Source organism: Pedobacter sp. AK013 (genome assembly GCF_014205835.1).
In the GTDB taxonomy this organism is placed as follows: domain Bacteria; phylum Bacteroidota; class Bacteroidia; order Sphingobacteriales; family Sphingobacteriaceae; genus Pedobacter.
In genome coordinates this window covers 22954-47033 of record NZ_JACHCQ010000019.1, presented here as the reverse complement: position 1 = coordinate 47033, position 24080 = coordinate 22954, and the positions used below count along the sequence as shown (strand labels likewise).

Genomic DNA, 24080 nt, shown 5'->3' with positions numbered 1-24080 from the left:
TCATTTCCTTTACAATGCTCCCTGGCTTTTCTTAATCAATTATGTCTGATTCAAATGGCGTATTTATGGCCAATATCGGTTAAAATCCAATAATATTACTGCTTAGCAATCATCTAACTTTGAATATCGTTTATATGACGTTATCGCCGATAATTAGATTAAATGATGCTTGCCAATTACACCCGGTTTTGGATTAAAGGCCAGGATTAATTTTTTGAACATATTTATTAAAACATAACATTACAATGAGTATTAAATGGACTGGGGTTTTCCCTGCTGTAACTACAAAATTTACGGCAAATGATGAGTTAGATTTTCCGGCTTTCGATTTAAATATCGAAGCGCAATTAGAAGCAGGTGCTGAAGGGATAATTTTAGGTGGGTCACTTGGCGAAGCCAGTGTACTAAGCGATGAAGAAAAGTTTGGTCTGTTATCGCACACTTTAACCGTGGTAAATGGCCGCGTACCGGTTTTATTGAACATTGCAGAGTCGACTACAAAAAAAGCAATCGAAGTAGCTAAAAAAGCCGAATCGCTTGGTGCACAAGGTTTAATGTTGTTGCCACCAATGCGTTATAACGCTGCTCCAGACGAAACTTTGGCTTTTTTTGGTGCCATTGCAGAAAGTACCAACCTGCCAATTATGATTTATAACAATCCTGTTGATTATAAAATCGAAGTAACCTTGGATATGTTTGAGGTGTTAACCAAATACGATAATATCCAGGCCATTAAAGAATCAACCAGGGATGTATCAAATGTGACCCGATTGATTAACCGTTTTGGCGATCGTTTCAAAATCTTTACTGGAGTAGATCCATTAGCGATGGAAAGTATTGTGATGGGTGCGCATGGATGGGTTGCAGGTTTGGTTGATGCTTTCCCGAGAGAAACAGTGGCTATTTTCAGGCTGATTAAAGAAAACCGCATTGCTGAGGCGCTAACCATTTACCGTTGGTTTTTACCAGTACTTGAGTTGGATATTCATGCAAAATTGGTACAATATATTAAATTGGCAGAGGTAGCAACCGGATTAGGAACCGAAGCTGTTCGTGCACCGCGTTTACCAATAAGTGGCGCAGAAAGAGAAAAAGTATTGAAAATTATTAACGATGCATTAGCTGTTCGTCCGGAATTACCTGCAGGTAGCTGGGGGAAATAGTTTAAAAATCAAATATGAACGGAAAAAATATTGTAGCCAGCACCTATATAGAAGTTAATGAAAGAAGCCTTAAAGCTGTTAATCCCGCAACGGGATTAACGCTTGATGGCGAATTTTTTAAAGCGAACGATAATCTTGTTAATGATGCCTTAACATCGGCAACATCGGCTTTCCAAAGCTATAGAAGCCTAAACAAAGATCTTAAAGCTGCTTTTTTAAATGCCATTGCCGATGAAATCACCAATATTGGCGAAGAGCTGGTAAACAGGGCCACAGCAGAAAGCGGTTTACCTTTAGGTCGCTTACAGGGCGAACTCGGCAGAACAACAGGGCAGTTAAGGTTATTTGCCAATCTGGTTGCCGAAGGCTCCTGGGTTGATGCAATTATCGATACTGCACTACCTGAAAGACAGCCTTTACCACGGCCTGATATTAGACGGATGCTGATCCCAATCGGGCCGGTAGTCGTTTTCGGTGCAAGTAACTTTCCACTTGCTTTTTCTGTTGCAGGTGGCGATACAGCTTCGGCACTAGCTTCTGGTTGCCCGGTGGTAGTTAAAGCACATCCCGCGCATTACGGAACCAGTGCTTTGGTAGGTGGTGCCATTATCAAAGCTGCCGAGAAAACGGGAATGCCTAAAGGTGTTTTCTCTTTGTTGTATGATGATGGTTATACAATCGGTGCTGGCTTGGTTCAGCATCCATTAACCAAAGCAGTAACGTTTACAGGTTCGTTTAAAGGCGGGATGGCCTTAATTAATCTTGCACAACAGCGTGAGCAACCTATCCCGGTGTTTGCCGAAATGGGAAGTATTAATCCGGTAATCTTTCTTCCAAAGGCGATAGAAAATCAGTCAGAAGAACTGGCTAAAAAATATGCTGCATCAATTACTTTGGGCGCCGGTCAGTTTTGTACCAACCCGGGTTTATTGTTGGCGGTTCACTCACCAGCACTAGAAAATTTTAAAGCCGTTTTAAATGAAGCAATTGCAGCCGTTCCTTCAGCAACCATGCTAACCGAAGGTATTGCAGGTAATTATGGTAAACTTTCTACGGAAATTATAAATGAAGAAGGAGTTGAGATAATAGCTATATCTGATTTGAATAATAATGAATTAAAAAATCAATCTAAAGCCAAAATTGCTCAGGTAAGTGTAGCTGACTTTATCAGGAACCCAAAACTCCGCGAAGAAATTTTTGGGCCATATTCATTGTTAGTGGTAGCTAACGATATCGCTGAACTTGAAAAAGCAATTGATGTACTGGAAGGACAACTTACCGTAACCTTAATGGCCGAAAAACAGGAACTTCAGCACTACCAGACTTTGGTAAATAAGTTGACTGATAAAACCGGAAGGATTATTTTGAACGGTGTGCCTACGGGCGTAGAGGTTTGTGCTGCTATGCAACATGGCGGGCCATTTCCTGCTACTAACGATAGCCGTTTTACTTCTGTTGGTTCTACTGCAATCAATCGTTTTGTAAGACCGCTGGCTTATCAGGATTGGGAGCAGGAATTGTTGCCAGATGAATTGAAAGATGGAAATCCTCTGGGCATTTTCAGAACGGTAAATCAAAAATTAACGAAATCTCATGAGTAAAACTTTTTTTTGTGTAGATGCACATACTTGCGGAAATCCGGTTAGGTTAGTTGCGGGCGGCGGCCCTCAGCTTATTGGCTCGAATATGAGCGAAAAACGTCAGCATTTTTTGAAAGAATTCGATTGGATTAGAACAGGTTTAATGTTCGAGCCACGCGGGCATGATATGATGTCGGGCAGTATTCTTTATCCGCCTCATGATCCCGCTAATGATGTAGCTGTGCTTTTTATCGAAACCAGTGGCTGTCTTCCCATGTGTGGCCATGGCACTATAGGTACTATTACCATTGCTATAGAAGAAGGATTGATTCAGCCCAAAATACCAGGTGTAATCAGAATGGAGGCCCCGGCCGGATTGGTTTTAATTGAATATAAACAGGAAGGTAAAAAGGTTAAATCGGTTAAGTTGAAAAACGTAGCTTCTTATCTGGCCGCCGAAAATTTAGAAGTAGAATGCCCGGATTTAGGCTTACTTACTTTTGATGTAGCTTATGGTGGTAACTTTTATGCTATTATAGATCCGCAGGAAAATTTTCCTGGGCTGGAAAACTATACCGCTGCACAACTGATTACCTGGAGCCAGACCATTAGAAAACGCATTAACGAACAATACACTTTTGTGCACCCGTTAGACCCAACGATAAATGGTTGTAGCCATGTATTGTGGACCGGTAAAACAATCGACCCCACATCAACCGCCAGGAATGCAGTTTTTTATGGCGATAAGGCTATTGATCGGTCGCCATGTGGAACAGGTACCTCAGCACGTTTGGCACAGTGGTTTGCTAAAGGAAAACTAAAACAGGGAGAAGATTTTATCCACGAAAGTTTTATTGGCAGCAAGTTTATTGGAAGAGTAGAAGAAGTTGTAGATCTGAATGGAATTAATGCCATTATACCAAGTGTAGAAGGTTGGGCAAAAATTTATGGCTATAATACCATTAAAATAGATGCCGAAGATGATCCGTATGCATATGGATTTCAAGTGATTTAGTGAGTTTTTAAAAGAATATCAGCAGTATAAATTAAAAGAATGTCGAAAGTATTAATTATAGGCGGTGGAATAGTAGGTTTAACTTCAGCATATTATTTGCAGAAAAAAGGCTACGAAGTAACAGTTTTGGATAAAGGAGATATTACCGACAACTGTTCATTTGGCAATGCAGGGATGATTGTACCAAGCCATTTTGTACCCTTAGCGGCACCGGGTATGATAAAGCAAGGTATCCGTTGGATGTTTGATAGCAAAAGCCCTTTTTATGTTCGTCCGTCTTTAAATGGAAGCCTCATTAATTGGGGTTTGAAATTTATGAAACATGCCACTGCAAAACATGTAAATCAATCGGCAGCGCCATTACGCGATTTATCGTTATTAAGCAAAAAACTATATGAAAGCCTGGCAAAAGAGCCTGATTTCGAATTCGAATTAACCAATAATGGTATTCTGGCATTTTATAAAACAGAAAAAGCGGGAGAAGAAGAAGCACATTTAGCTACAAGGGCAATTGAGTTAGGCTTAGACATGGCTGTGTTAACTGCCGACGAATGCCGTGCGTTACAGCCAGATTTAAAGTTAGATGTTTTAGGAGCGGTACATTATCGTTGCGATGCACACCTTTATCCAACAAAATTGATGAATGCTTTGCTTAAGTATTTACTAAACAATGGGGTAAGGATAGAACGTGGCAAAGCGGTTGATAAAATTGAGGTGGCTGGTAATCGTATTACTAAGGTTTTTACGGGTAGTACTGCCTGGGAAGCCGACCAATATGTTCTGGCAACTGGTTCGTGGTCGCCTGCGGTGGCTAAAATGGCCGATGTTAAAATATCTTTAATGCCAGGTAAGGGTTATTCTTTTATGGAACCAGAACCTCAGCAGCGTTTAACTATTCCGGCATTGTTATGTGAAGCCAGGGTGGCTATAACACCAATGAATGGACAGATTAGATACGGCGGTACAATGGAGTTGGATAAAATTAATACCCGGATTAATATGCAAAGGGTTAAAGGGATCGTAGAATCGGTTCCAGCGTATTTTCCAGATTTAAAACCTGCACTTCCTTCAGAAAAAGATATCTGGTATGGTTTCCGTCCTTCATCACCAGATGGTTTGCCATACATTGGCAGAAGCAAAAAAAGAGAAAATCTAATCATCGCTACCGGCCATGGTATGATGGGTTTAAGTTTAGGCCCGGCAACAGGTTTGTTGGTTAGCCAGATTGTTTCGGGCATGACTACTGATCTAAAAATAGAGCCATTTGCAGTAGTTCGATAATACACGCTGTTAGTCGGGATTTGTAATCCCGTCTTCAATGTTTTCGATTCTTTATTAGTGGATTAAAAATCCATAATATATTGGCCCGTATTATAAATCCAGCCAACATATCGGACTATTTAACCTAAAAACCTTTCATGTTTGACTCGGTAATAATTCGGATTAATCGATTTAGATGTTGCTATACAGTAGTTTAACTAAATGTATAGTGGTTTAGGAACTGCCGAATCCCTGCTAAAATCCGTCATATATTATCAAATTATAGCAGAATTTTAACCTTATTTAAGTTTTATTGGTTTGTTTGAGTTAATATTTATACATTCAATTCATAATCAGCAACCAAACCAAACTAACTTAACCATGAAAGTATTACCATTTACCATGCTTGTTCCTGATGATAAAAGTGTGATATCGGAACATATTGAATCGCCTTATTTTTACCAATATCTGCACCGCCACGATGAATGGCAGATTACTTACATTGAAAAAGGAGAGGGGACATTAATTGCAGGGAATGATATGCATGCTTTCCGATCGGGCGATATTTTTGTAATCGGGGCAAAACTTCCGCATTTATTTAAAAGCAACCCCGAATATTTTGCTGCCGATAGTAACAAAACCATCAAAGCCTGTTCTATTTATTTTAATCCGAACGGTATTTTAGCTGCTTTGTTTAATCTTCCTGAAATGAAGATGGCCAGTGCTTTTTTAGCTAAAAACAAACATGGTTTTAAAATTCCGGCTGCTTTTACTAAAAACATGGTAACCAAAATTTTCAATGTTCACCAGGCATCGGGAGTTGATGTGTTATTTAACTTTCTGAAATTGGTTAACAGCCTTCAGGATTTAAATGAGCATGTAGAATCGTTATGTTCGGATATGTATTCTTCTAACGTAACCGAAAACGAAGGTATGCGTTTAAGTAAGATTATTAACTTCATTACCGAAAACTACAACAATCAAATTTCGTTAGAAGATGTAGCCAATGCTGCGTTTATGACTCCACAGGCTTTCTGCAGGTATTTTAAGAAACATACCGGACATACTTTTGTATCATTTTTAAATGAAGTGAGAATTAACGATGCCTGTAAAAGCCTTATATCAGGAGAAAAAGCCGATTGTATTTCAGGGGTAGCCTATAAAGCTGGTTTCAATAGTATTACCAACTTTAATAGGGTATTTAAAAGTATTATCGGTCAATCGCCAAGGGCATATATCGATACTTATAATAGTGTAAGCAGGGTGAGCTATATAGGCGCTTAAGCCAGAAACATTTTTTTTATATTAAATTAAGTTAACCATTTTTTCAAATGGAGGCAAATGTTATTTGCCTGTTTTAACCAATTCCGAATGCAAAACAAATTAAACTTTTTTGCCATTTTGCTAATGGTAAGCCTGTTATCGGGCACTTTTGTATTGGCTCAAACACCAAATGAGAGCCTGTATGAACAGACCAGCGAAATGGGTACGCTGATTGTAGGTTACCAAAGGGATGTTGATGCCATTAACGATTTTTACTATCCTTATTCCGCTGGGGGTACTTATTCTTATCCGATGACTACTTTTAAAAGTCCGGAGCAAAGAAAACGACTGCAGGATATTAATAACGATTACTTAAGCAAGTTAAAATCTGCCAAATTTGAAGGTTTTAGTATTTATGGTAAGGTAGATTATATCCTCCTTAAAAAGCAGATAGAATCTTCGATGTGGCTCTTAGCTAAAGAAGAAACAGATTATAATGCCCTATCGAAGTATTTTACTTTTGCCGATGCGATTTATACCCTCGAAAAATTAAGAAGAAGGGGTACCTATAAAGAAGGGGCTTTATTAGCTGCTCAGATAGATGAAATTGCAAAGCAGGTTGATATCCTAAATCTGAATTTTAAGAAAGGAATATTAAAACCCGACCAGCTTAAAATGGCCACGGCCATAACCTTAAGTTTAAAACACCGTTTAAAGGGCTTTTACCAATTCTATATGGATTATGAGCCTGGTTTTACCTGGTGGGTACCTAAACCTTACGAAAGGTTAGATCTCGCCTTAACTAATTATGCTAAACTTTTTAACGATAAAGAAGATACCGTTCTTTCTATAAAATCAAATAAATCAGAAATTAAGGGAAATCCCATTGGGAGGGAAGAGCTGATCAGGCAGTTAAATGCGGAGCTTATTCCATACACACCAGAAGAACTGATTAAGCTTGCTGAAAAAGAATTTAAGTTTTGCGATGAAGAACTTTTAAAAGCATCAGCAGCAATGGGTTTCGGAAATGACTGGAAAAAGGCTCAGGAAAAAATCAAGAATAGTTATGTACCCCTGGGTAAACAGCCAGAATTGATTGTAAAACTGCAGGATGATGCCTTAAGTTTTATAAAAGCCAACGATCTGATCAGCATTCCGGCATTGGCAGAAGAAACCTGGGGTATGGTCATGATGTCGGCAGAACGCCAATTGGTAAATCCATTTTTTACCGGTGGCCGTGAAATCAGTATTTCCTACCCAACAAATTCCATGGAGGAAGATGATAAGTTAATGAGTATGCGGGGTAATAACCCATATTTTTCAAGGGGAACGGTGCAGCACGAACTCTTACCAGGCCATCATTATCAGTATTTTATCAATAACCGTTATAAAAGCTATCGCGATCCTTTTAAAACACCCTTCAGTGTAGAAGGCTGGCCATTATATTGGGAGCTTTTACTCTACGATAAAGGTTTTGCGAAAACTCCCGAAGAAAAAATGGGAATGCTTTTCTGGCGGATGCACCGTTGCGCCAGGATTCTTTTTTCGTTGAACTTTCACCTGGGTAAATGGACGCCTCAGCAGTGTGTCGATTTCTTGGTCGATCGTGTAGGCCACGAACGTGCCAATGCCGAGGGCGAAGTACGTAGATCTTTTAAAGGCGATTATAGCCCTTTATACCAGGTAGCTTACCTTACTGGTGGTCTACAGCTTTTTGCACTGAAAAAAGAACTGGTTGATAGTGGTAAAATGAGCTTTAAAGCTTTTCACGATGCCGTAATTAAAGAAAACTTAATTCCTGTAGAAATGATCAGGGCTACTTTAACCAACCAGCCCTTAACCCGCGATTTCACAACCTCCTGGCATTTTTACGATAAGCTTAAATAAATAAACCAACCAAACCATTTGAACCACCAAGCAAACAACACATGATTGAAAAAGAAACCACACAATTTAAACCCTCACTTAAACTGATGGATGCAACAATGCTTGTGGCCGGAAGTATGATCGGCTCGGGTATTTTTATTGTAAGTGCCGATATTACCCGGAATGTAGGCAGCGCTGGCTGGCTGTTAGTGGTTTGGCTCATTACAGGCTTCATGACGCTAACTGCTGCATTGAGCTATGGCGAATTAAGTGCCATGTTTCCAAAGGCGGGCGGACAGTATATTTATTTAAAGGAAGCATACAACCCGCTAATTAGTTTTTTATATGGCTGGAGTTTTTTTACGGTAATCCAAACCGCAACTATTGCCGCAGTAGGTGTCGCATTTGCCAAGTTTACCGCGTACCTTGTGCCTGCACTAAGTGAAGATTTAGTTGCTATCGATTTAGGTTTTTTTACCATCTCACCAGCACAGCTATTGGCCATTGGGGTAATTATATTGCTCACCTATATTAACAATAGGGGAGTGAATGGCGGTAAAGTAATCCAAACTACCTTTACGGTGGCTAAATTGTTAAGTTTATTTGGCCTGATTGCTTTCGGGCTTTTCTTTTTAAATAAAGGTATCTGGAAAACCAATTGGGGAAATATGTGGGCTTTGGGACCACTTTCTGCCGATGGCAATATTGGTTCTTATACCACTTTTGCTGCCTTCGGAGCTATTGCTGCCGCGATGGTGGGCTCGATATTTAGTAGCGACTCCTGGCACAACGTTACCTTTATTGCCGGCGAAATTAAAAACCCTGCTCGCAATATTGGTTTGAGTTTAGCCTTAGGAACCATTATCGTAACAGTACTCTATATCCTTACCAATGTAATGTATACCGGTGTACTTTCATTACATGATATCGCCTATGCTGATAAAGACCGGGTAGCGGTTTCTGCTGCCAACCATATTTTTGGTACAGCGGGCACTGTCATTATTGCATTAATGATTATGGTTTCAACTTTCGGTTGTAATAACGGCTTAATTATGGCTGGTGCCAGGGTGTATTACTCAATGGCTAAGAACGGGCTTTTCTTTAAAAAAGTGGGTACACTCAACAAAAATGCAGTTCCTGGGGTTGGATTGTGGATACAGTGTATTTTTGCGTGTTTATGGTGTATTAGTGGGAAATATGGGGATTTGCTGGATATGATCTCTTTTGTAGTGGTGATGTTTTACATGCTCACCATTTTCGGAATTTTTATCCTCCGTAAAAAACGACCTGATGCTGAAAGACCTTATAAAGCCTTTGGTTATCCGGTATTACCTATTATTTACATGGTAATGGGGCTGGCTTTCTGTATCCTCCTGATTATATTTAAACCTAAATTTACATGGCCTGGATTGATCATCACTTTAATTGGTATTCCGGTTTATTACCTGATTAAAGGAAGTATTGCCCGGCATGATCTGAAGATAAAAGATGCAGCCGATGCGAACGGTTAAAATATTGATGTTATTCATCAAAATCTAAAGGAAGTCTGCAAAGCTGTAGCACTATATTTACCACAAAAAATCTGTAATGAGCATTTACGTAACCGCTAAAAAATCAGTAGCCTTCATCTTATTAAGTTTTGTTTCCGCTCAATTGCTGGCACAGCAAGCCAGATTGCAGCCATATGCACCGAGTGCTGCTGAAGTAGCAGATGCTTATCAACTATCTATGAAAATGGATACCGCATTGCGTAATATTCCAACCAATAATGATATTATTCCTTTCTGGAAAAAAGATGGCACTGCATTTTGGTACAAAAAGAATCTTCCAGGTAGAACATGGAAATATTATTATGTAGATGCTGCATCAGGTAAACGTAAAGCTGTATTTGACAATAATAAACTGGCCGAAAATATAGCAAAGATAACGGGTAAAAAACAGGATCCATTAAAACTTCAGTTTGCTGAATTGTATTTCGCTGATCAGGGTAATACGGCAAAACTAAAAATACAAGAGAACTGGTATCAGTTAAACCTGAACGATTATAGTTTAACCAATACAAACGATACCAGTATTTATCGCTACAATGCCAAGAGGCCTTTACAGCAACGGAGATCGCGCTGGCAAGGAAACCGCGAATCAAGAAAATCCCCAGATGGTAAAAGTGAAATCTTAATTCGGGGTGGCAACCTGTTTGTAATTGATTTAGCAACAAAGGCAGAAATCCAATTGAGCACCGATGGCAATACCGAAAAACCTTATGGTGAATTTGCATGGTCTCCTGATGGAAAAAATATTATTGCCTATAAAATCGATCCGAAAGAAATTAAAAAAGTACATTATGTATTAAGTTCTGTTCCTGGTACTACACGCGGCGAGTTAAAATCGAGAGAATATATGCAGCCTGGTGATGACTTTACTGCTTATCAGCCCTATGTTTTTAATATTGCGACAAAAACTGCCATTAAAGTAGATGCAGATCCGATTGATTTCTTTGGCGCACCAGAACTGCATTGGCGTGGCAATAACAGCAGGTATTATACTTATGAGAAAGTAGACCGCGGCCATCAGCGTTTCAGGGTGATTGAAGTGGATGTTTTAACAGGGAAAACTAAAAATATTATTGATGAGAAAACCAAAACCTTCATTTACGAAAATCGCATTTATACCAGGTACTTACCCAAAACAAACGAAATACTATGGACGAGCGAGCAAGATGGCTGGCGACATCTTTATCTGGTGAATGCTTTAACCGGAAAACAGCAGTTAATTACAAAAGGAAATTATGTAGTTCGGGATATTGATAGTGTAGATATCGTAAAACGCCAGGTTTGGTTCAGGGCAAATGGAATGCACGCTGATGAAGATCCTTACTTTATCCATTATTACAGGATTGGGTTTGATGGAAAAGGGCTGGTAAACCTCACACCAGAAAAAGGCAACCATAACCTCAGCTTTTCTCCTGACCGTAAATATTATATAGATACCTATTCGCAGGTAAATGTAGCACCTGTTAGCGAATTAAGGCTAACTGCAAGCACTAAAAAAGTAAGCGAGATAGAACATGGAAAAACAGATGCTTATCTGGCTACAGGTGTTAAACTGCCCGAAGTGTTTGTTGCCAAAGGAAGAGATGGCATAACCGATATTTGGGGTATTGTTTGCTTCCCTTCAAAAATGGATGTGAACAAAACTTATCCTGTTATCGAAAATATTTATGCAGGTCCTCATGATAGTTTTGTGCCTAAAAGTTTCTTACCAGCCAGTGAAATGCAGAGTATTGCCGAATTAGGCTTTATTGTGGTACAGATTGATGGAATGGGAACGGCCAACCGATCTAAAGCTTTTCATGATGTATGTTGGAAAAATATAGCCGATGCCGGATTTCCTGACAGGATATTATGGATGAAGGCCATGGCGGTTAAATATCCAAATGCTGATATTTCTAAAGTAGGTATTTATGGCACTTCGGCAGGTGGGCAAAGCTCAACAGGTGCACTGTTATTTCACCCCGAGTTTTATAAGGCCGCGGTTTCTGCCTGTGGTTGCCACGATAACCGCATCGATAAACAATGGTGGAACGAGCAATGGATGGACTATCCGGTAGGGCCGCATTATGGAGAACAATCTAACATTACAAATGCTGATAAATTGCAGGGCAATCTATTTTTAATTGTTGGCGAAGCAGATGAAAATGTACCGCCAGAATCGACCTATCGACTTGCCGATGCATTGATCAAAGCAAATAAAGATTTCGATATTTTAAGCATTCCAGGTATGGGACACAGTGATGGAGGTATTTATGGACGTAGGCGTAAACGCGATTTCTTTGTGAAACACTTGCTCAACGCTGAGCCACCAAATCCCAATATTCTTGTTACGAAATAAAAGCTGATTTCTTTTTGTATAGATTTACCGTTATTAATTGATCAGCGTAAAATAAGATGTTAAAAAGAATAAGCTACCCATTTATATTATTAGTTTTGATATGCAGCGTGCTACAGGTTAATGCTGCACAAACCGAAATTTATCAGCTTAAAATATACCACTTAAAAACCGATGCTCAAGAAAAAACGGTAGATGATTATTTGCAGAAGGCATATTTACCTGCGTTGCACCGCAATGGAATTGAAAAAGTAGGGGTGTTTAAACCAATTGTAACTGATCAGGCTTTAGTTACAGAAAAACTGATTTATGTATTTATCCCGTTAAAATCATTTAATGGGATTTTGGAACTGGATAAAAAGCTAGCAAAAGACAAACAATATGCAGCTGATGGTAAAATCTATCTGGATGCAGTTTATACAGATGTTCCTTTTGAACGATTAGAAACCATTTTGTTAAAAGCTTTTGAAGATGCACCTCATTTTATGCTGCCTAATCTAAAATCGCCGATGAGAGAACGGGTGTACGAATTAAGAAGCTACGAAGCGCCCACAGAGAAATATTTTCAGAATAAAGTTCAAATGTTTAATAAAGGCGACGAAATCGGTTTATTTAAAAGGTTAAATTTTAATGCCGTATTTTATGGGGAAGTAATCGCCGGTAGTCACATGCCTAACCTGATGTATTTAACTACTTTCGAGAATAAAATAGATAGAGATGCACACTGGAAAGCATTCTCTGCAGATGATTATTGGAAGAAATTATCGGCAATGCCAGAATATCAGCACAATGTTTCTAAAAACGATACTAAATTTGTTTACCCGACAGACTATTCTGATTTTTAAGAAAGGTAAAAGCTGAAAGACCAAAGCTCAAAGCAAAAAAGCTAGATTCAATTCCGTGTAAATCTGTGCTTCCGCGGCAGAAAACTAACTTGAAAGATTCTGAAATAAATTCAGAATGACTACTTTTTAACTCATCCATAAAAACGTATGCTCTTAATTTCTCAATGGTAGAAAGGTAAAGCAGATGTCGTTAGACTCACAAAAGCATTTCTTTGTTTTTATGCTCGGCCAGGATCAACTCATTTACCATGTCTTCAAACTTTTTAAAATCGAAGGGTTTGAATAAAAAATAGTTGTCTTTATCAAAGGCATCTATGGCCTTATTATCATAGGCACTTATAAATACAACAAATTTTACGCTGTTTCGAAGCATTCTGGCTAAATCAATTCCTGATATTTCCATTTGGACATTTAAAAAAAGAAAATCAATTTTTCCGTAAGTCCAAAAGGCTGCCATGGCATCTATTGTATCTGTAAAACTTCCTTTAAGTTGGAGCTTGTCTATTTTGGAAATAAAGTGCTCAAGTGTTTTTATACTCATTTGGCTGTCATCTATAATTACACAGCTATAAGTTTGCAATGTTGGGGAATTCATTTAATCGGCAATTTTACAAACACTTACAAAATGCTTGCCATTCGATTCTTTTTTAAATTTATTATATAGAATACTTCCCCTAGCATCTAAATAATCAATGTTTTATGGTCAAATAGTGTTAAAATAAACGATTTTATGCTTTGTATTTTTTTTGATAGTATAAGATAATCTTGATTCTTTCCTTGCAATAAATAAACCTATGGAAGTTTTCCGTAGCTCCTTTATAAGCGGATTATTGTTTTAATAGCGTACCCTATAGCGCATAACAGTTAATCTGATAAGTCGCTTATATTTGTAAGGAGATATTTATTACCTATAAATTATTTCGCTAACCAAATAATGTTTCTAGCCATGATTGTACCGATACTTATTAATAAAATGCGCAGGATTTTAATGTTGCTTCTATTCGTTTTTTTGTCTTTTAAAGCTGCTGCAACTGCAACCAATCCGTTTAATCTTTTAGTTGCCCCAGGTACCTTATCAGAAAATACTGTAGCCCTATTGTGGGATAAACAATATGGTACACCATATAATATTTATCAAGTTTTTTTAAATGGTAAAGCACAAGGTGCTACGAGAAAAACCAATTATACAATAGAAAATTTAATGCCAGATACCTGGTATATGGTAAGTGTAAATATTAAAGGAAATAAGACTAGTGCTTTGAATTCCATCCGTTTTAAAACAAAGGCAAAAGGAAAAGTATACAATATTTTAGATTTCGGCGCAAAGGGAGATGGCATTGCCAGTAATACGAAGGCAATTCAAGCGGCAATAGATGCCTGTAGTGCAGGTGGTACGGTTTATATCCCCAAAGGAACTTTCATTTCAGGTGCCCTATATCTGAAAAGTAATATGACGCTCCGAATAGAAGAAGGTGGTGTGTTAAAAGGATCAACAGTTGTAGAAGATTATTTGCCAATGATCCTAAACCGTTTTGAAGGCTGGGAGCTTAAAACATACGCCAGTTTACTCAATGCAGGTACCCTTAACCGCAATGGAACTTATAATGTAAAAGATTTAAGAATTACAGGTAAAGGCACCATTAGTGGCGGAGGGAAAAAACTTGGCGATGCGATGATCAAAGCCAGTGGAATAAGAAGTAGGGGACGTTTAATCTGTTTAATGAACTGTCAGAACGTAAGTTTGTCTGATTTAACAATTACTGAACCTCCATGCTGGACCATTCATTATATTTATAGTAATAACATAACCTGTCAAAATTTAAACATCATAACCGTAAACATCCGCAATGGAGATGGCATAGATCCTGATTCTTCTACTGACGCGTATATTTTTAACTGTACTTTCGATACAGGTGATGATTGCATTGCCATTAAATCGGGTAAAAATCCGGAAGGTTTTTTTGTAGCCAAACCAACCAAAAATGTACGGATAACAGATTGCGATTTTAAACGCGGTCATGGTATTTCGATCGGCAGCGAAATGTCTGGTGGGGTAATCAATGTTTTGGTGCAGGATTGTAAAGCTGGGAAACTATTGCATGGCATGCAGATAAAAGGAACAAAAGATAGGGGAGGTTATGTAAAAAATGTAACGGTAACAGATTGTCAACTTTTACAGGTTACCATCTTTTCGGCAGTTAACTACAATAACGATGGCGAAGCCGCACCACAGATACCAACGTTTGAAAATTTCGTGTTCAAAAATATCGATATGTCTATGGCTTCAAATGCAGGCGCAGCTATTGATATCAACGGCTTTAAAGATCCTGCTCACCGCTTAAGAAATGTGATTTTTACGAACATTACACTGCCAGAACAGTCGAAAATTATTGTAAATGATGCCGAGAAGATAAAATTTACCGAAGTGAAATCAGCCACTGGCAATAAACCTCTGTTCATGGTAAACAATAGTTCGGAAGTGATTTATTAGTTCATTGGTTCAATGGGCATTAGTTTATTAACTATGGATCATTAAACATCCTTTACTGCTTAATGAAGAGGATATCATTTTTAGATACTGAAACAAGTTCAGGAGGACGATCGCGGAGCCTATTCCATGAAATCGATCTTTCTACGACCTTAATATCTTTAATTTCTTAATGATAGAAAACATCACTCCATCTCCGGTAAAAAATTAGATAGGCAAACGATTGCGCGGTTTTTGTCTGCAAAAACGTACTGGTTACTTTAATGTGTTTATTAACTTTATCCCACAGCAACTAAACTATTTAACTAGTTCAACATATAAACACATAACCAAATCAAACTTTTAATGACCCCGCATTATTTTTTCAAAAACTTTAAAATAGCCAGTTTCAAAAATCAACCTAAAAGTGTTGTTTTGGCATTTGCATTTTTTGTAATTGCCGCTCCATTTTTTGTTTCAGCCCAATCAGCAGTTCAGAAAGCCGATCAGATAGCACAAAAAATTACCAAAGTGCTTAGCGCAACAAAGATTAATACTACTACAGTAGAATTATTGCTTTCTGATAATCAACGTTTAACCTTAGATTTTTATGGCGATCATATTTTCCGCCTTTTCGAAGATCCTGCGGGAGGTTTTATACGCGATCCGGAAGCTAAACCAGAAGCCAAAATTTTAGTGGAAAATCCACGTAGACCCGTTTCAAAATTAGATATTAAAGATGAGGGTAATCAATTATTCATATCTACGGGTAAAATTACCGTTCTTATTGATAAAAATACTTCACTGATCAAAATTATCAACCTTGCTACACAGGCGGTGGTTGTAGAAGAATTAGCGCCAATTCAATTCGAAAAAGGAAAAGTAACCCTTAGTTTAAAAGAAAATCCACAGGAATATTTTTATGGTGGTGGGGTACAGAATGGCCGTTTCTCGCACAAGGGAAAAAATATTTCCATCGAAAACCAAAACTCTTGGACAGATGGGGGGGTAGCCTCGCCTGCACCTTTTTATTGGTCTACCAATGGTTATGCTGTAATGTGGTATACCTTCAGCAAAGGAAAATACAATTTTGGTGCTAAAGAAAGAGGACTGGTAAAGCTGACACACGAAACTGATTACCTGGATGCCTTTTTTATGGTTAATGATGGGGCAGCACCTTTATTGAACGATTTTTACCAATTAACCGGAAATCCGATTTTATTGCCAAAATTTGGTTTCTATCAAGGGCATTTAAATGCTTACAACCGCGATTTTTGGAAAGAAGACGAAAAAGGAACCTTGTTTGAAGATGGTAAACGTTACAAAGAAAGTCAGAAAGATAATGGCGGTATAAAAGAATCGCTTAACGGTGAAAAAAACAATTATCAATTTTCAGCGCGAGCCGTGATTGATCGTTACAAAAAGCACGATATGCCTTTGGGCTGGGTACTTCCAAATGATGGTTATGGTGCAGGTTATGGCCAAACCGAAACATTAGATGGCAACATTCAAAACCTAAAGAGTTTTGGCGATTACGCCCGTAAAAACGGGGTAGAAATTGGTTTGTGGACACAGTCTGATCTTCATCCTAAACCAGAAGTAAGCCCCTTATTACAACGCGATATTATTAAGGAAGCCCGAGATGCAGGTGTTCGGGTATTAAAAACCGATGTAGCATGGGTTGGTGCAGGTTATTCGTTTGGGTTAAATGGCGTTGCCGATGTAGCACAGATTATGCCTTATTATGGCAATAATAGTCGTCCGTTCATCATCTCATTAGATGGCTGGGCTGGTACACAGCGTTATGCCGGTGTTTGGTCAGGTGATCAAACTGGGGGCGTTTGGGAATATATCCGTTTCCACATTCCTACTTATTTAGGTTCTGGTTTATCAGGTCAACCCAATATTACTTCCGATATGGATGGTATTTTTGGCGGTAAAAATCCAACCGTTAATACACGCGATTTCCAATGGAAAACCTTTACGCCAATGGAGTTAAATATGGACGGTTGGGGAGCTAACGAAAAATATCCGCATGCACTGGGCGAACCTATAGCTTCGATTAACCGCAATTATTTAAAACTGAAATCGGAGTTGATTCCATATACTTATAGTATAGCCAGAGAAGCGGTTACCGGATTGCCCATTATCAGGGCGATGTTTTTAGCATATCCAAATGCTTATACCAAAGGTACTTCAACACAATATCAATATCTGTACGGACCTTCTTTCTTAGTAGCCCCGATTTATCAGGCAACCAAATCAGACGAAAAAGGTAACGATATCCGCAATGGTATTTATTTACCAGAGGGAACATGGATTGATTATTTCACCGGAGAAAAATATACTGGAAACAGCATTCTCAATAGTTTCGACTCACCGTTGTGGAAATTGCCTGTTTTTGTGAAAAATGGTGCGATTATCCCAATGACGAATCCAAATAACAATGTTGCTGAAATCAATAAAGCAAACCGTATTTATGAATGGTATCCTTTTGGAAAAACCTCATTTACTGAATACGATGATGATGGCACAACAGAGGCTTATAAATTAGGAAAAGGCACTTCTACTTTAATCGAATCAGAACTGGATCAAAAAAATAATGCCATTATTACCATTCAACCTGCAAAGGGTGATTTTGATGGCTTTGTGAAAGAAAAAACAACTGAATTTGTGATCAACCTTACCGAAAAACCAAAAAGGTTAACCGCAAAAGTTGGGAGCAATAAAGTGAAATTAACAGAAGTAAACTCAAAAGACGAGTTTTTAAAACAGTCTGATGTTTATTTCTACGATGCCATACCAAATTTAAACCGTTTTGCTACAAAAGGAAGCGAGTTTGAAAAAGTAGCAATGATTAAAAACCCTCAATTGCTGGTTAAACTTCAATCTACCGATATTACCCTCAATCCAATAACACTTAGTGTAGACGGATTTAAATTCGAGCCTGTAGATAAGCAACGTTTATCTACAGGGAAACTGTCGGCGCCAGTTAACGCTCTGGTGAGTGATAAAAACAGAGAAGCCTATACGCTTACTCCAAGCTGGAGCAAAGTGAGCAATGCAGATTTTTATGAGATAGATTTTAACGATATGCATTATACCACCATCCGCGATACAGCTTTATTATTTGATGGCTTATTGGCCGAAACAGCTTACACATTTAAATTGCGTGCTGTAAACAAAGATGGTTTCTCAGATTGGACCGAAATTAAAGCAACAACCAAATCTAATCCGCTTGAATTTGCTATTCAGGGTATAACAGCCGAAACTACTGCCGAAAATCAGGGTGGGTCTGGTATTTCCGATCTATTCGATTTTGATGAAGGCAATATGTGGCATACCAAATGGGGTGCCAAAGCAATTCCGTTTGATATGGTTATAGACCTTAAAACCATTAACCAGCTTGATAAATTCCATTACCTGCCGCGCAATGGAAGGGGAAATGGCAACTTGCTTAAAGGAACTGTATTTTACAGCAACAATAAAGAAAGCTGGACTACAGCAGGCACTTTCGAGTGGGCAAACAATGGTGATGTTAAAATATTCAATTTCAATGGCCACCCAAGTGCCCGTTACATCAAAATTGCTGTAGCCGATGGTGTAGGAGGTTTTGGATCAGGCAGAGAGCTATATGTATTTAAGGTACCTGGAACCGAAAGTTATCTTCCGGGCGATATCAATAATGACCGTTTAATTGATAAGAACGATTTAACCTCATACATCAATTATACCGGTTTAAGAAAAGGTGACGCCGATTTTGAAGGTTATATCAGCAATGGTGATATCAACAAAAATGACCTGATTGATGCTTACGATGTTTCAGTTGTAGCTACACAGCTTGAAGGAGGTGTAAGTGATGCTAAAATTGATAAAATTGCGGGTAAACTAGAAATTAGTACCGCTAAACAAACTTACAACAAAGACGAAATTGTAGAAATTAAAGTAAAGGGAATAAACCTGAAAGCAGTAAATGCTTTAAGTTTTGCACTGCCATACCAGGCACAGGATTATGATTTTATAAGCGTTCAGCCGCTAAACACGAAACAGATGGATAATTTGACCAACGATCGCCTGCACACCAATGGCGCCAAGGTGCTGTATCCAACCTTTGTAAACATAGGTAACAAAGATACTTTAAACGAAACCACGGATCTGTTTATCCTGAAGTTTAAAGCAAAACGTAAAGTACAATTTGGACTTAAGATTAGTGAAGGCCTGTTGGTAGATAAAAATCTTAATTCAGTTAAATTTTAAACAAGTTAATATGAATAACGCGAATGCGGGGCTGATTTTATCAGTCCCGCATTTTTTGTTTCTGATGTACATCTTTTTCGAATAGAGCGCATCGTGGATAGATATGTTTGGATAAAACAATAATTTAACAAATTGTATATTTACACCCGCTAAACTAATTTTTTATTCGGCTATTCCCATCGGTTTGCCCCCTTATTATGCGATTTATTAAAGCATTTGGTTTTATTGTGCAATTCTGGCTGTTCTTTAACAGTGTTAGTGCGCAGGTAGTAGGTAAAACCGCTATTCCAGAACATTATGTGCTTAAAACATATGGCATTAACGATGGCCTCCCGTCTAAAAATACAACCGTTGCTTTAAAAGATAAAAGAGGTTTTGTATGGATAGGTACAGAAAATGGGCTCTGTAAGTTTGATGGTTATTCCTTTAAAGTTTATGTAAATATTGCTGGTGATAGTACCTCTTTAACCAATAATTACATCAATGCGATGGTAGAAGATAGTAATGGGGGTTTTTGGGTGGGTACCATGAATGGTTTAAACAGGTTCGATCCGGTTACTGAAAAATTTGAACGTTTTTACCATAAAGAAAACGACAGAACTTCGCTAAGCAATAATAAAGTATGGTCTGTACTGATTGATAAAACGAATAAGTTGTGGGTAGGTACCGATGATGGATTTAACCTATTTAACAAAAACTCAAAAACTTTTAAGGTTTATCAGCCCGATGCAAAAAATCCGTATGCCATTAAAGGAAAATCGGTTAATGCTATTGCAGAAGATGCATCTGGTAATTTATGGTTGGGTAATTGGAGTAAGGGGCTGAATAAATTTGATCAAAAAACAAAGCGTTTTACCAATTACGTACAAAAGGAAATAGCCAATCAAAAAAATCCAAACGACATCTGGACCCTATGCATTGATCATGATGGCATGATATGGATTGGATGCTATTGGAAAGGCGATCTGTTCCGCTTTGATCCGAAAAATGAAATGTTTACTACCTACGCAAGCGGAAAGACAGGTAACGCTTCAATATTTAATGTTTTAAGCTTAGGTGCCGAAAAACTATTGGTAGGAGGCAGCGCTGGAATATTCTGGGTAAATACAAAACTAAATAAATGGGAAAAAATAGATGAGCTCGAATTTTTTGCCAACGGAGGTCTATATCGCGATAAAACCGGGATGATATGGCTGTGTGGTAAAAATGGCCTCAGCAAAATTGATTTTAACCAATATAAATTTAATTTTATTTCACTTCCTCTGGGGCAGGCAGAAATCAAATCGATGATTAGTGATGGTGACAATTTCTGGCTAGGAACCAACAAGGGCCTTTATAGATATAATACGAATAATCGCTCTATTACCAGGCTTTCGCACTCCAATAACTCAAACAGTTTATCCAGCAACGATATTATTAACTTATCTGCTGATTTAAAGGGCCGCTTATGGGTAATGAGCGAGAATGGATTTGACTGGTATAACGAAAAGGAGAATAAGTTTGTACATCACCACCACCATTCGGCGTTGGGTAGTTTTTTTAACGAAGATGTTTTTAGAGATTTGATAGAGGTAAATGATGGCGAATATTATTTAGCTACAGATGCCGGCTTAAAAATCTATAATGATAAAACCAAGGCTTATACGCATTACTATAATGATCCTAAAAATTTGGGCTCACTAAGTAATAACCATTTATACTGCCTTTTGAAAGATGCGCAGGGCAATATCTGGATAGGAACATACGGTAGCGGCTTAAGCCGTTTTAATCCTAAAACCAAAAAGTTCAGCAATTACATGATCAATAATTCTAGAGCAGGTGGCATTAGCAATAACATTGTAATTAGCCTTTATCTGGATTCGCACCAAAATGTTTGGATCTGCACCCGAGATGGATTGAATAAATACATAGCTAAAACAAACACTTTCGAAATATATTCAAAACAAAATGGTTTTGCGAGCAATGTTTTTACAGATCTGGTGGAAGATAATAGTGGCAAGCTATGGGTAACTACCGAGCAAGGTATTTCACTTTTCGATCCTGTAACCAAAACCGTTAGAAATTACGATGAAAAGGATGGTGTTTATGCCAATGCTGCCATCTGTAAAAATGAAAAAGGAGAAATTTATCTGGCAGGCAATAAAGGTATAGTTTACTTTAATCCACAACAACTTAAATACAATAAAGAAGCGCCTGCAGTTTATTTTTCTGATTTTTCGGTTTTTAATAAACTAATCCTCCCCGGTAAAGATTCTCCTTTAAAATTGCCTATTTATATGACGAAAAGTATCACGCTGCCTTATGATCAGAGTGTGCTTTCTTTTGGTTTTGTTGCCCTGAACTATACACTTTCAGAAAAAAACCAGTATGCTTATTTCCTCGAAGGTTTCGATAAAAAATGGAATTATAGCGGTAGCGAACATAAAGTTACCTATACCAACTTAAACCCTGGTAAATACACCTTAAGGGTAAGGGCATCAAACAACGATGGCGTTTGGAATATGAAAGGAAATGCGCTGCAGATCATCATTACACCGCCTTGGTACCGCACCTGGTGGGCTTTTTGTTTTTATGGTTTGGCTTTCTTTGGCGTTGTGTATGCCTATCTTAAATATCGTGAGCATCAATCTAACCTAAAATTTCAGATTAAACTGGCCCAGGTAGAAAGCGAAAAAGAAAAGGAGCTTAGCGAGAAGAAACTATCGTTTTTTACCAACGTATCGCACGAGTTCCGTACGCCACTTACCTTAATTATCAATCCGGTTAAAGAGCTTTTATATAAGAATGATAATAATGTTGATACTACTGATTTAAATATTGTATACAGGAATGCCAAGCGTCTTTTAAGTTTGGTAGATCAGTTGTTGTTGTTCAGAAAAGCAGATACTTATGGCGAAAAGTTAAAAGTGGCACCAATAAATCTGGTGAGTTTGTGCAAAGAGGTATTTCTTTGCTTTATACACCAGGCCCGTTCAAAAAATGTAACACTCGAATTTAGCTGTACCGATGAGGTGATTGCTTTTTATGCTGATCGGGAAAAAATTGAAATCGTATTTTTTAATCTGCTTTCAAATGCCATAAAATTTACACCAGAGGGTGGCAGTGTTAAGATGTTTGTAGATAACAGTAAGGAGCATGTAATCATTAGTATTGAAGATTCTGGCTGTGGTATCACCGATATGGCAGGAGAAAAATTGTACGAGAAATTTTATCAGGACCCTGGTAACAAATCAGCTAAGGGCGGTTTTGGAATTGGGTTATACCTCGCTAAAAATTTTATCGAAATGCATGGCGGAACCATCAACTATACCAGTATAGAAAATAAGGGTACCACCTTTAATATTGCCTTATTAAGAGGTGTAAGCCATTTTAAAGATGCCATCATATTACAGGAAGAATTAATCGATACCGACTCTTCATTATTTAAAGAATTGATAGAAGATGAGATAAGCGCTAATAAAATTGTAGAGGCAGCTGAAGGGCAAATAGTAGATAACCAGCTAGCCATCGAATTAAAAAGCATGCTTATTATTGATGATAATATCGAAATAAGAGAATACCTTAAACAGGTTTTTAGAATGGATTATCACCTTTACGAAGCCAGCAACGGCGAAAAAGGCTACGAAATGACGAAAGAGTTACTTCCCGATATTGTGATCTGCGACGTGATGATGGACGGTATAACAGGTATAGAGCTATGCAGTAAAATAAAAGAAGATGTTTCCATCTCTCATATCCCGATTATTTTGCTTACTGCCATTTCTGCTCCAGAGGTTAAGCTTAAAGGAATAGAAGGTGGTGCCGACGATTATATTAGTAAACCTTTTGATAAGGATTTTTTAAAGGCAAGGGTAGCCAGTATACTAAAAAGTAAAAATGCCCTGCAAAGGTACTTTTATAATGAAATTACACTCAACTCAAACAACACTAAAATCTCTGCAGAATACAAAGAGTTTTTAGATAACTGTATCCGTATTGTAGAAGAACACCTTACCGATCCTGATTTTAATATCGATACCCTGTCGACCGCCTTGGGTATGTCGAGATCTAATTTATACCGAAAAATAAAATCCATTTCTGGCCAGTCTGCCAATGGATTTATCCGTTTCATCAGGTTAAGGAAAGCGGCCGAAATTTTTATCAATACAGATAAAACCATTCAAGAAACTTCTTATATGGTAGCCATTACCGATCCTAAATATTTTAGAGAGCAGTTTTATAAACTATTTAACATGAATCCATCGCAGTATATTAAAAAATTCAGGAAGCCCTTTTCTAATCATATCCAATTAAATTCAACGGGCAAAAAAGATAAATCATAACCGTATTTATTTGCGCGTTTTTCTTTAATGTGCCTTAAAACCTTATTTAGACTCTAATTAGGTCTGTTTACCCCTCTAATTTGGATTGTTTGTACCCTTTTAATATTGTTTGTTGACGCTAATTTAGACCCCTACAAAGCAGTTCTATAACTATAAA

The 24080-nt window shown here is 37.9% G+C and carries 13 protein-coding genes; 12 read left to right on the top strand and 1 reads right to left on the bottom strand.

From position 1 onward, the window contains the following. Positions 1–245: 245 nt before the first annotated feature. The 9 genes from HDC90_RS13825 (at position 246) to HDC90_RS13785 (ending at position 12877) form a co-directional block, all read left to right on the top strand. Positions 246–1163, top strand: coding sequence for a dihydrodipicolinate synthase family protein (locus tag HDC90_RS13825; protein ID WP_184467287.1), 918 nt, complete (start codon positions 246–248; stop codon positions 1161–1163). A gap of 14 nt (positions 1164–1177) precedes the next feature. After that, complete coding sequence (locus HDC90_RS13820) at positions 1178–2764, top strand: aldehyde dehydrogenase (NADP(+)) (RefSeq protein ID WP_184467286.1); 1587 nt, start codon at positions 1178–1180, stop codon at positions 2762–2764. Further along, positions 2757–3758, top strand: a complete 1002-nt coding sequence (locus HDC90_RS13815) for a 4-hydroxyproline epimerase (protein ID WP_184467284.1) — start codon at positions 2757–2759, stop codon at positions 3756–3758. The genes HDC90_RS13820 and HDC90_RS13815 overlap by 8 nt, the downstream gene beginning before the upstream one ends. Before the next feature lie 39 nt (positions 3759–3797). Then, positions 3798–5039: an FAD-binding oxidoreductase gene (locus HDC90_RS13810; protein WP_184467282.1), complete on the top strand. Its 1242-nt coding sequence runs from the start codon at positions 3798–3800 to the stop codon at positions 5037–5039. A gap of 360 nt (positions 5040–5399) precedes the next feature. After that, positions 5400–6302, top strand: a complete 903-nt coding sequence (locus HDC90_RS13805; RefSeq protein ID WP_184467280.1) for an AraC family transcriptional regulator — start codon at positions 5400–5402, stop codon at positions 6300–6302. A gap of 87 nt (positions 6303–6389) precedes the next feature. Beyond that, a complete protein-coding gene (locus HDC90_RS13800; RefSeq protein WP_184467278.1) occupies positions 6390–8168 on the top strand; it encodes a DUF885 family protein in 1779 nt (592 codons plus the stop codon). Positions 8169–8209: 41 nt separating this feature from the next. Next, the gene (locus HDC90_RS13795) at positions 8210–9658 is read left to right on the top strand and encodes an APC family permease (RefSeq protein ID WP_184467276.1); all 1449 of its coding nucleotides are present in this window, start codon (positions 8210–8212) and stop codon (positions 9656–9658) included. 76 nt (positions 9659–9734) lie between these two features. Further along, positions 9735–12035, top strand: a complete 2301-nt coding sequence (locus HDC90_RS13790) for a S9 family peptidase (protein ID WP_184467274.1) — start codon at positions 9735–9737, stop codon at positions 12033–12035. Between the two features lie 56 nt (positions 12036–12091). Beyond that, positions 12092–12877: an NIPSNAP family protein gene (locus HDC90_RS13785; protein WP_184467272.1), complete on the top strand. Its 786-nt coding sequence runs from the start codon at positions 12092–12094 to the stop codon at positions 12875–12877. Positions 12878–13073: 196 nt separating this feature from the next. On the opposite strand, the gene HDC90_RS13780 is transcribed toward HDC90_RS13785, so the two are convergent. Further along, positions 13074–13472 carry a LytTR family DNA-binding domain-containing protein gene (locus HDC90_RS13780; protein WP_184467270.1) on the bottom strand — a complete coding sequence of 133 codons (399 nt, stop codon included), beginning with the start codon at positions 13470–13472 and terminating at the stop codon, positions 13074–13076. 393 nt (positions 13473–13865) lie between these two features. Here HDC90_RS13780 and HDC90_RS13775 point away from each other — a divergent pair, with 393 nt between their 5' ends. The 3 genes from HDC90_RS13775 to HDC90_RS13765 all read left to right on the top strand — a co-directional run bounded on the left by HDC90_RS13775 (position 13866) and on the right by HDC90_RS13765 (position 23923). Next, complete coding sequence (locus tag HDC90_RS13775) at positions 13866–15368, top strand: glycoside hydrolase family 28 protein (RefSeq protein ID WP_184467268.1); 1503 nt, start codon at positions 13866–13868, stop codon at positions 15366–15368. Positions 15369–15779: 411 nt separating this feature from the next. Then, positions 15780–19601, top strand: coding sequence for a TIM-barrel domain-containing protein (locus HDC90_RS13770; protein WP_221451850.1), 3822 nt, complete (start codon positions 15780–15782; stop codon positions 19599–19601). Positions 19602–19798: 197 nt separating this feature from the next. Continuing rightward, positions 19799–23923, top strand: coding sequence for a two-component regulator propeller domain-containing protein (locus tag HDC90_RS13765; protein WP_184467264.1), 4125 nt, complete (start codon positions 19799–19801; stop codon positions 23921–23923). The last annotated feature ends 157 nt before the right edge of the window (positions 23924–24080 follow it).

Bases quoted from the DNA above. Each gene is read 5' to 3' on its own strand.
- HDC90_RS13775 (WP_184467268.1), top strand. From the start codon at position 13,866: ATGTTGCTTCTATTCGTTTTTTTGTCTTTTAAAGCTGCTGCAACTGCA.
- HDC90_RS13810 (WP_184467282.1), top strand. From the start codon at position 3,798: ATGTCGAAAGTATTAATTATAGGCGGTGGAATAGTAGGTTTAACTTCA.
- HDC90_RS13765 (WP_184467264.1), top strand. From the start codon at position 19,799: ATGCGATTTATTAAAGCATTTGGTTTTATTGTGCAATTCTGGCTGTTC.
- HDC90_RS13790 (WP_184467274.1), top strand. From the start codon at position 9,735: ATGAGCATTTACGTAACCGCTAAAAAATCAGTAGCCTTCATCTTATTA.
- HDC90_RS13815 (WP_184467284.1), top strand. From the start codon at position 2,757: ATGAGTAAAACTTTTTTTTGTGTAGATGCACATACTTGCGGAAATCCG.
- HDC90_RS13805 (WP_184467280.1), top strand. From the start codon at position 5,400: ATGAAAGTATTACCATTTACCATGCTTGTTCCTGATGATAAAAGTGTG.
- HDC90_RS13780 (WP_184467270.1), bottom strand. From the start codon at position 13,472: ATGAATTCCCCAACATTGCAAACTTATAGCTGTGTAATTATAGATGAC.
- HDC90_RS13795 (WP_184467276.1), top strand. From the start codon at position 8,210: ATGATTGAAAAAGAAACCACACAATTTAAACCCTCACTTAAACTGATG.
- HDC90_RS13825 (WP_184467287.1), top strand. From the start codon at position 246: ATGAGTATTAAATGGACTGGGGTTTTCCCTGCTGTAACTACAAAATTT.
- HDC90_RS13785 (WP_184467272.1), top strand. From the start codon at position 12,092: ATGTTAAAAAGAATAAGCTACCCATTTATATTATTAGTTTTGATATGC.
- HDC90_RS13820 (WP_184467286.1), top strand. From the start codon at position 1,178: ATGAACGGAAAAAATATTGTAGCCAGCACCTATATAGAAGTTAATGAA.
- HDC90_RS13800 (WP_184467278.1), top strand. From the start codon at position 6,390: ATGCAAAACAAATTAAACTTTTTTGCCATTTTGCTAATGGTAAGCCTG.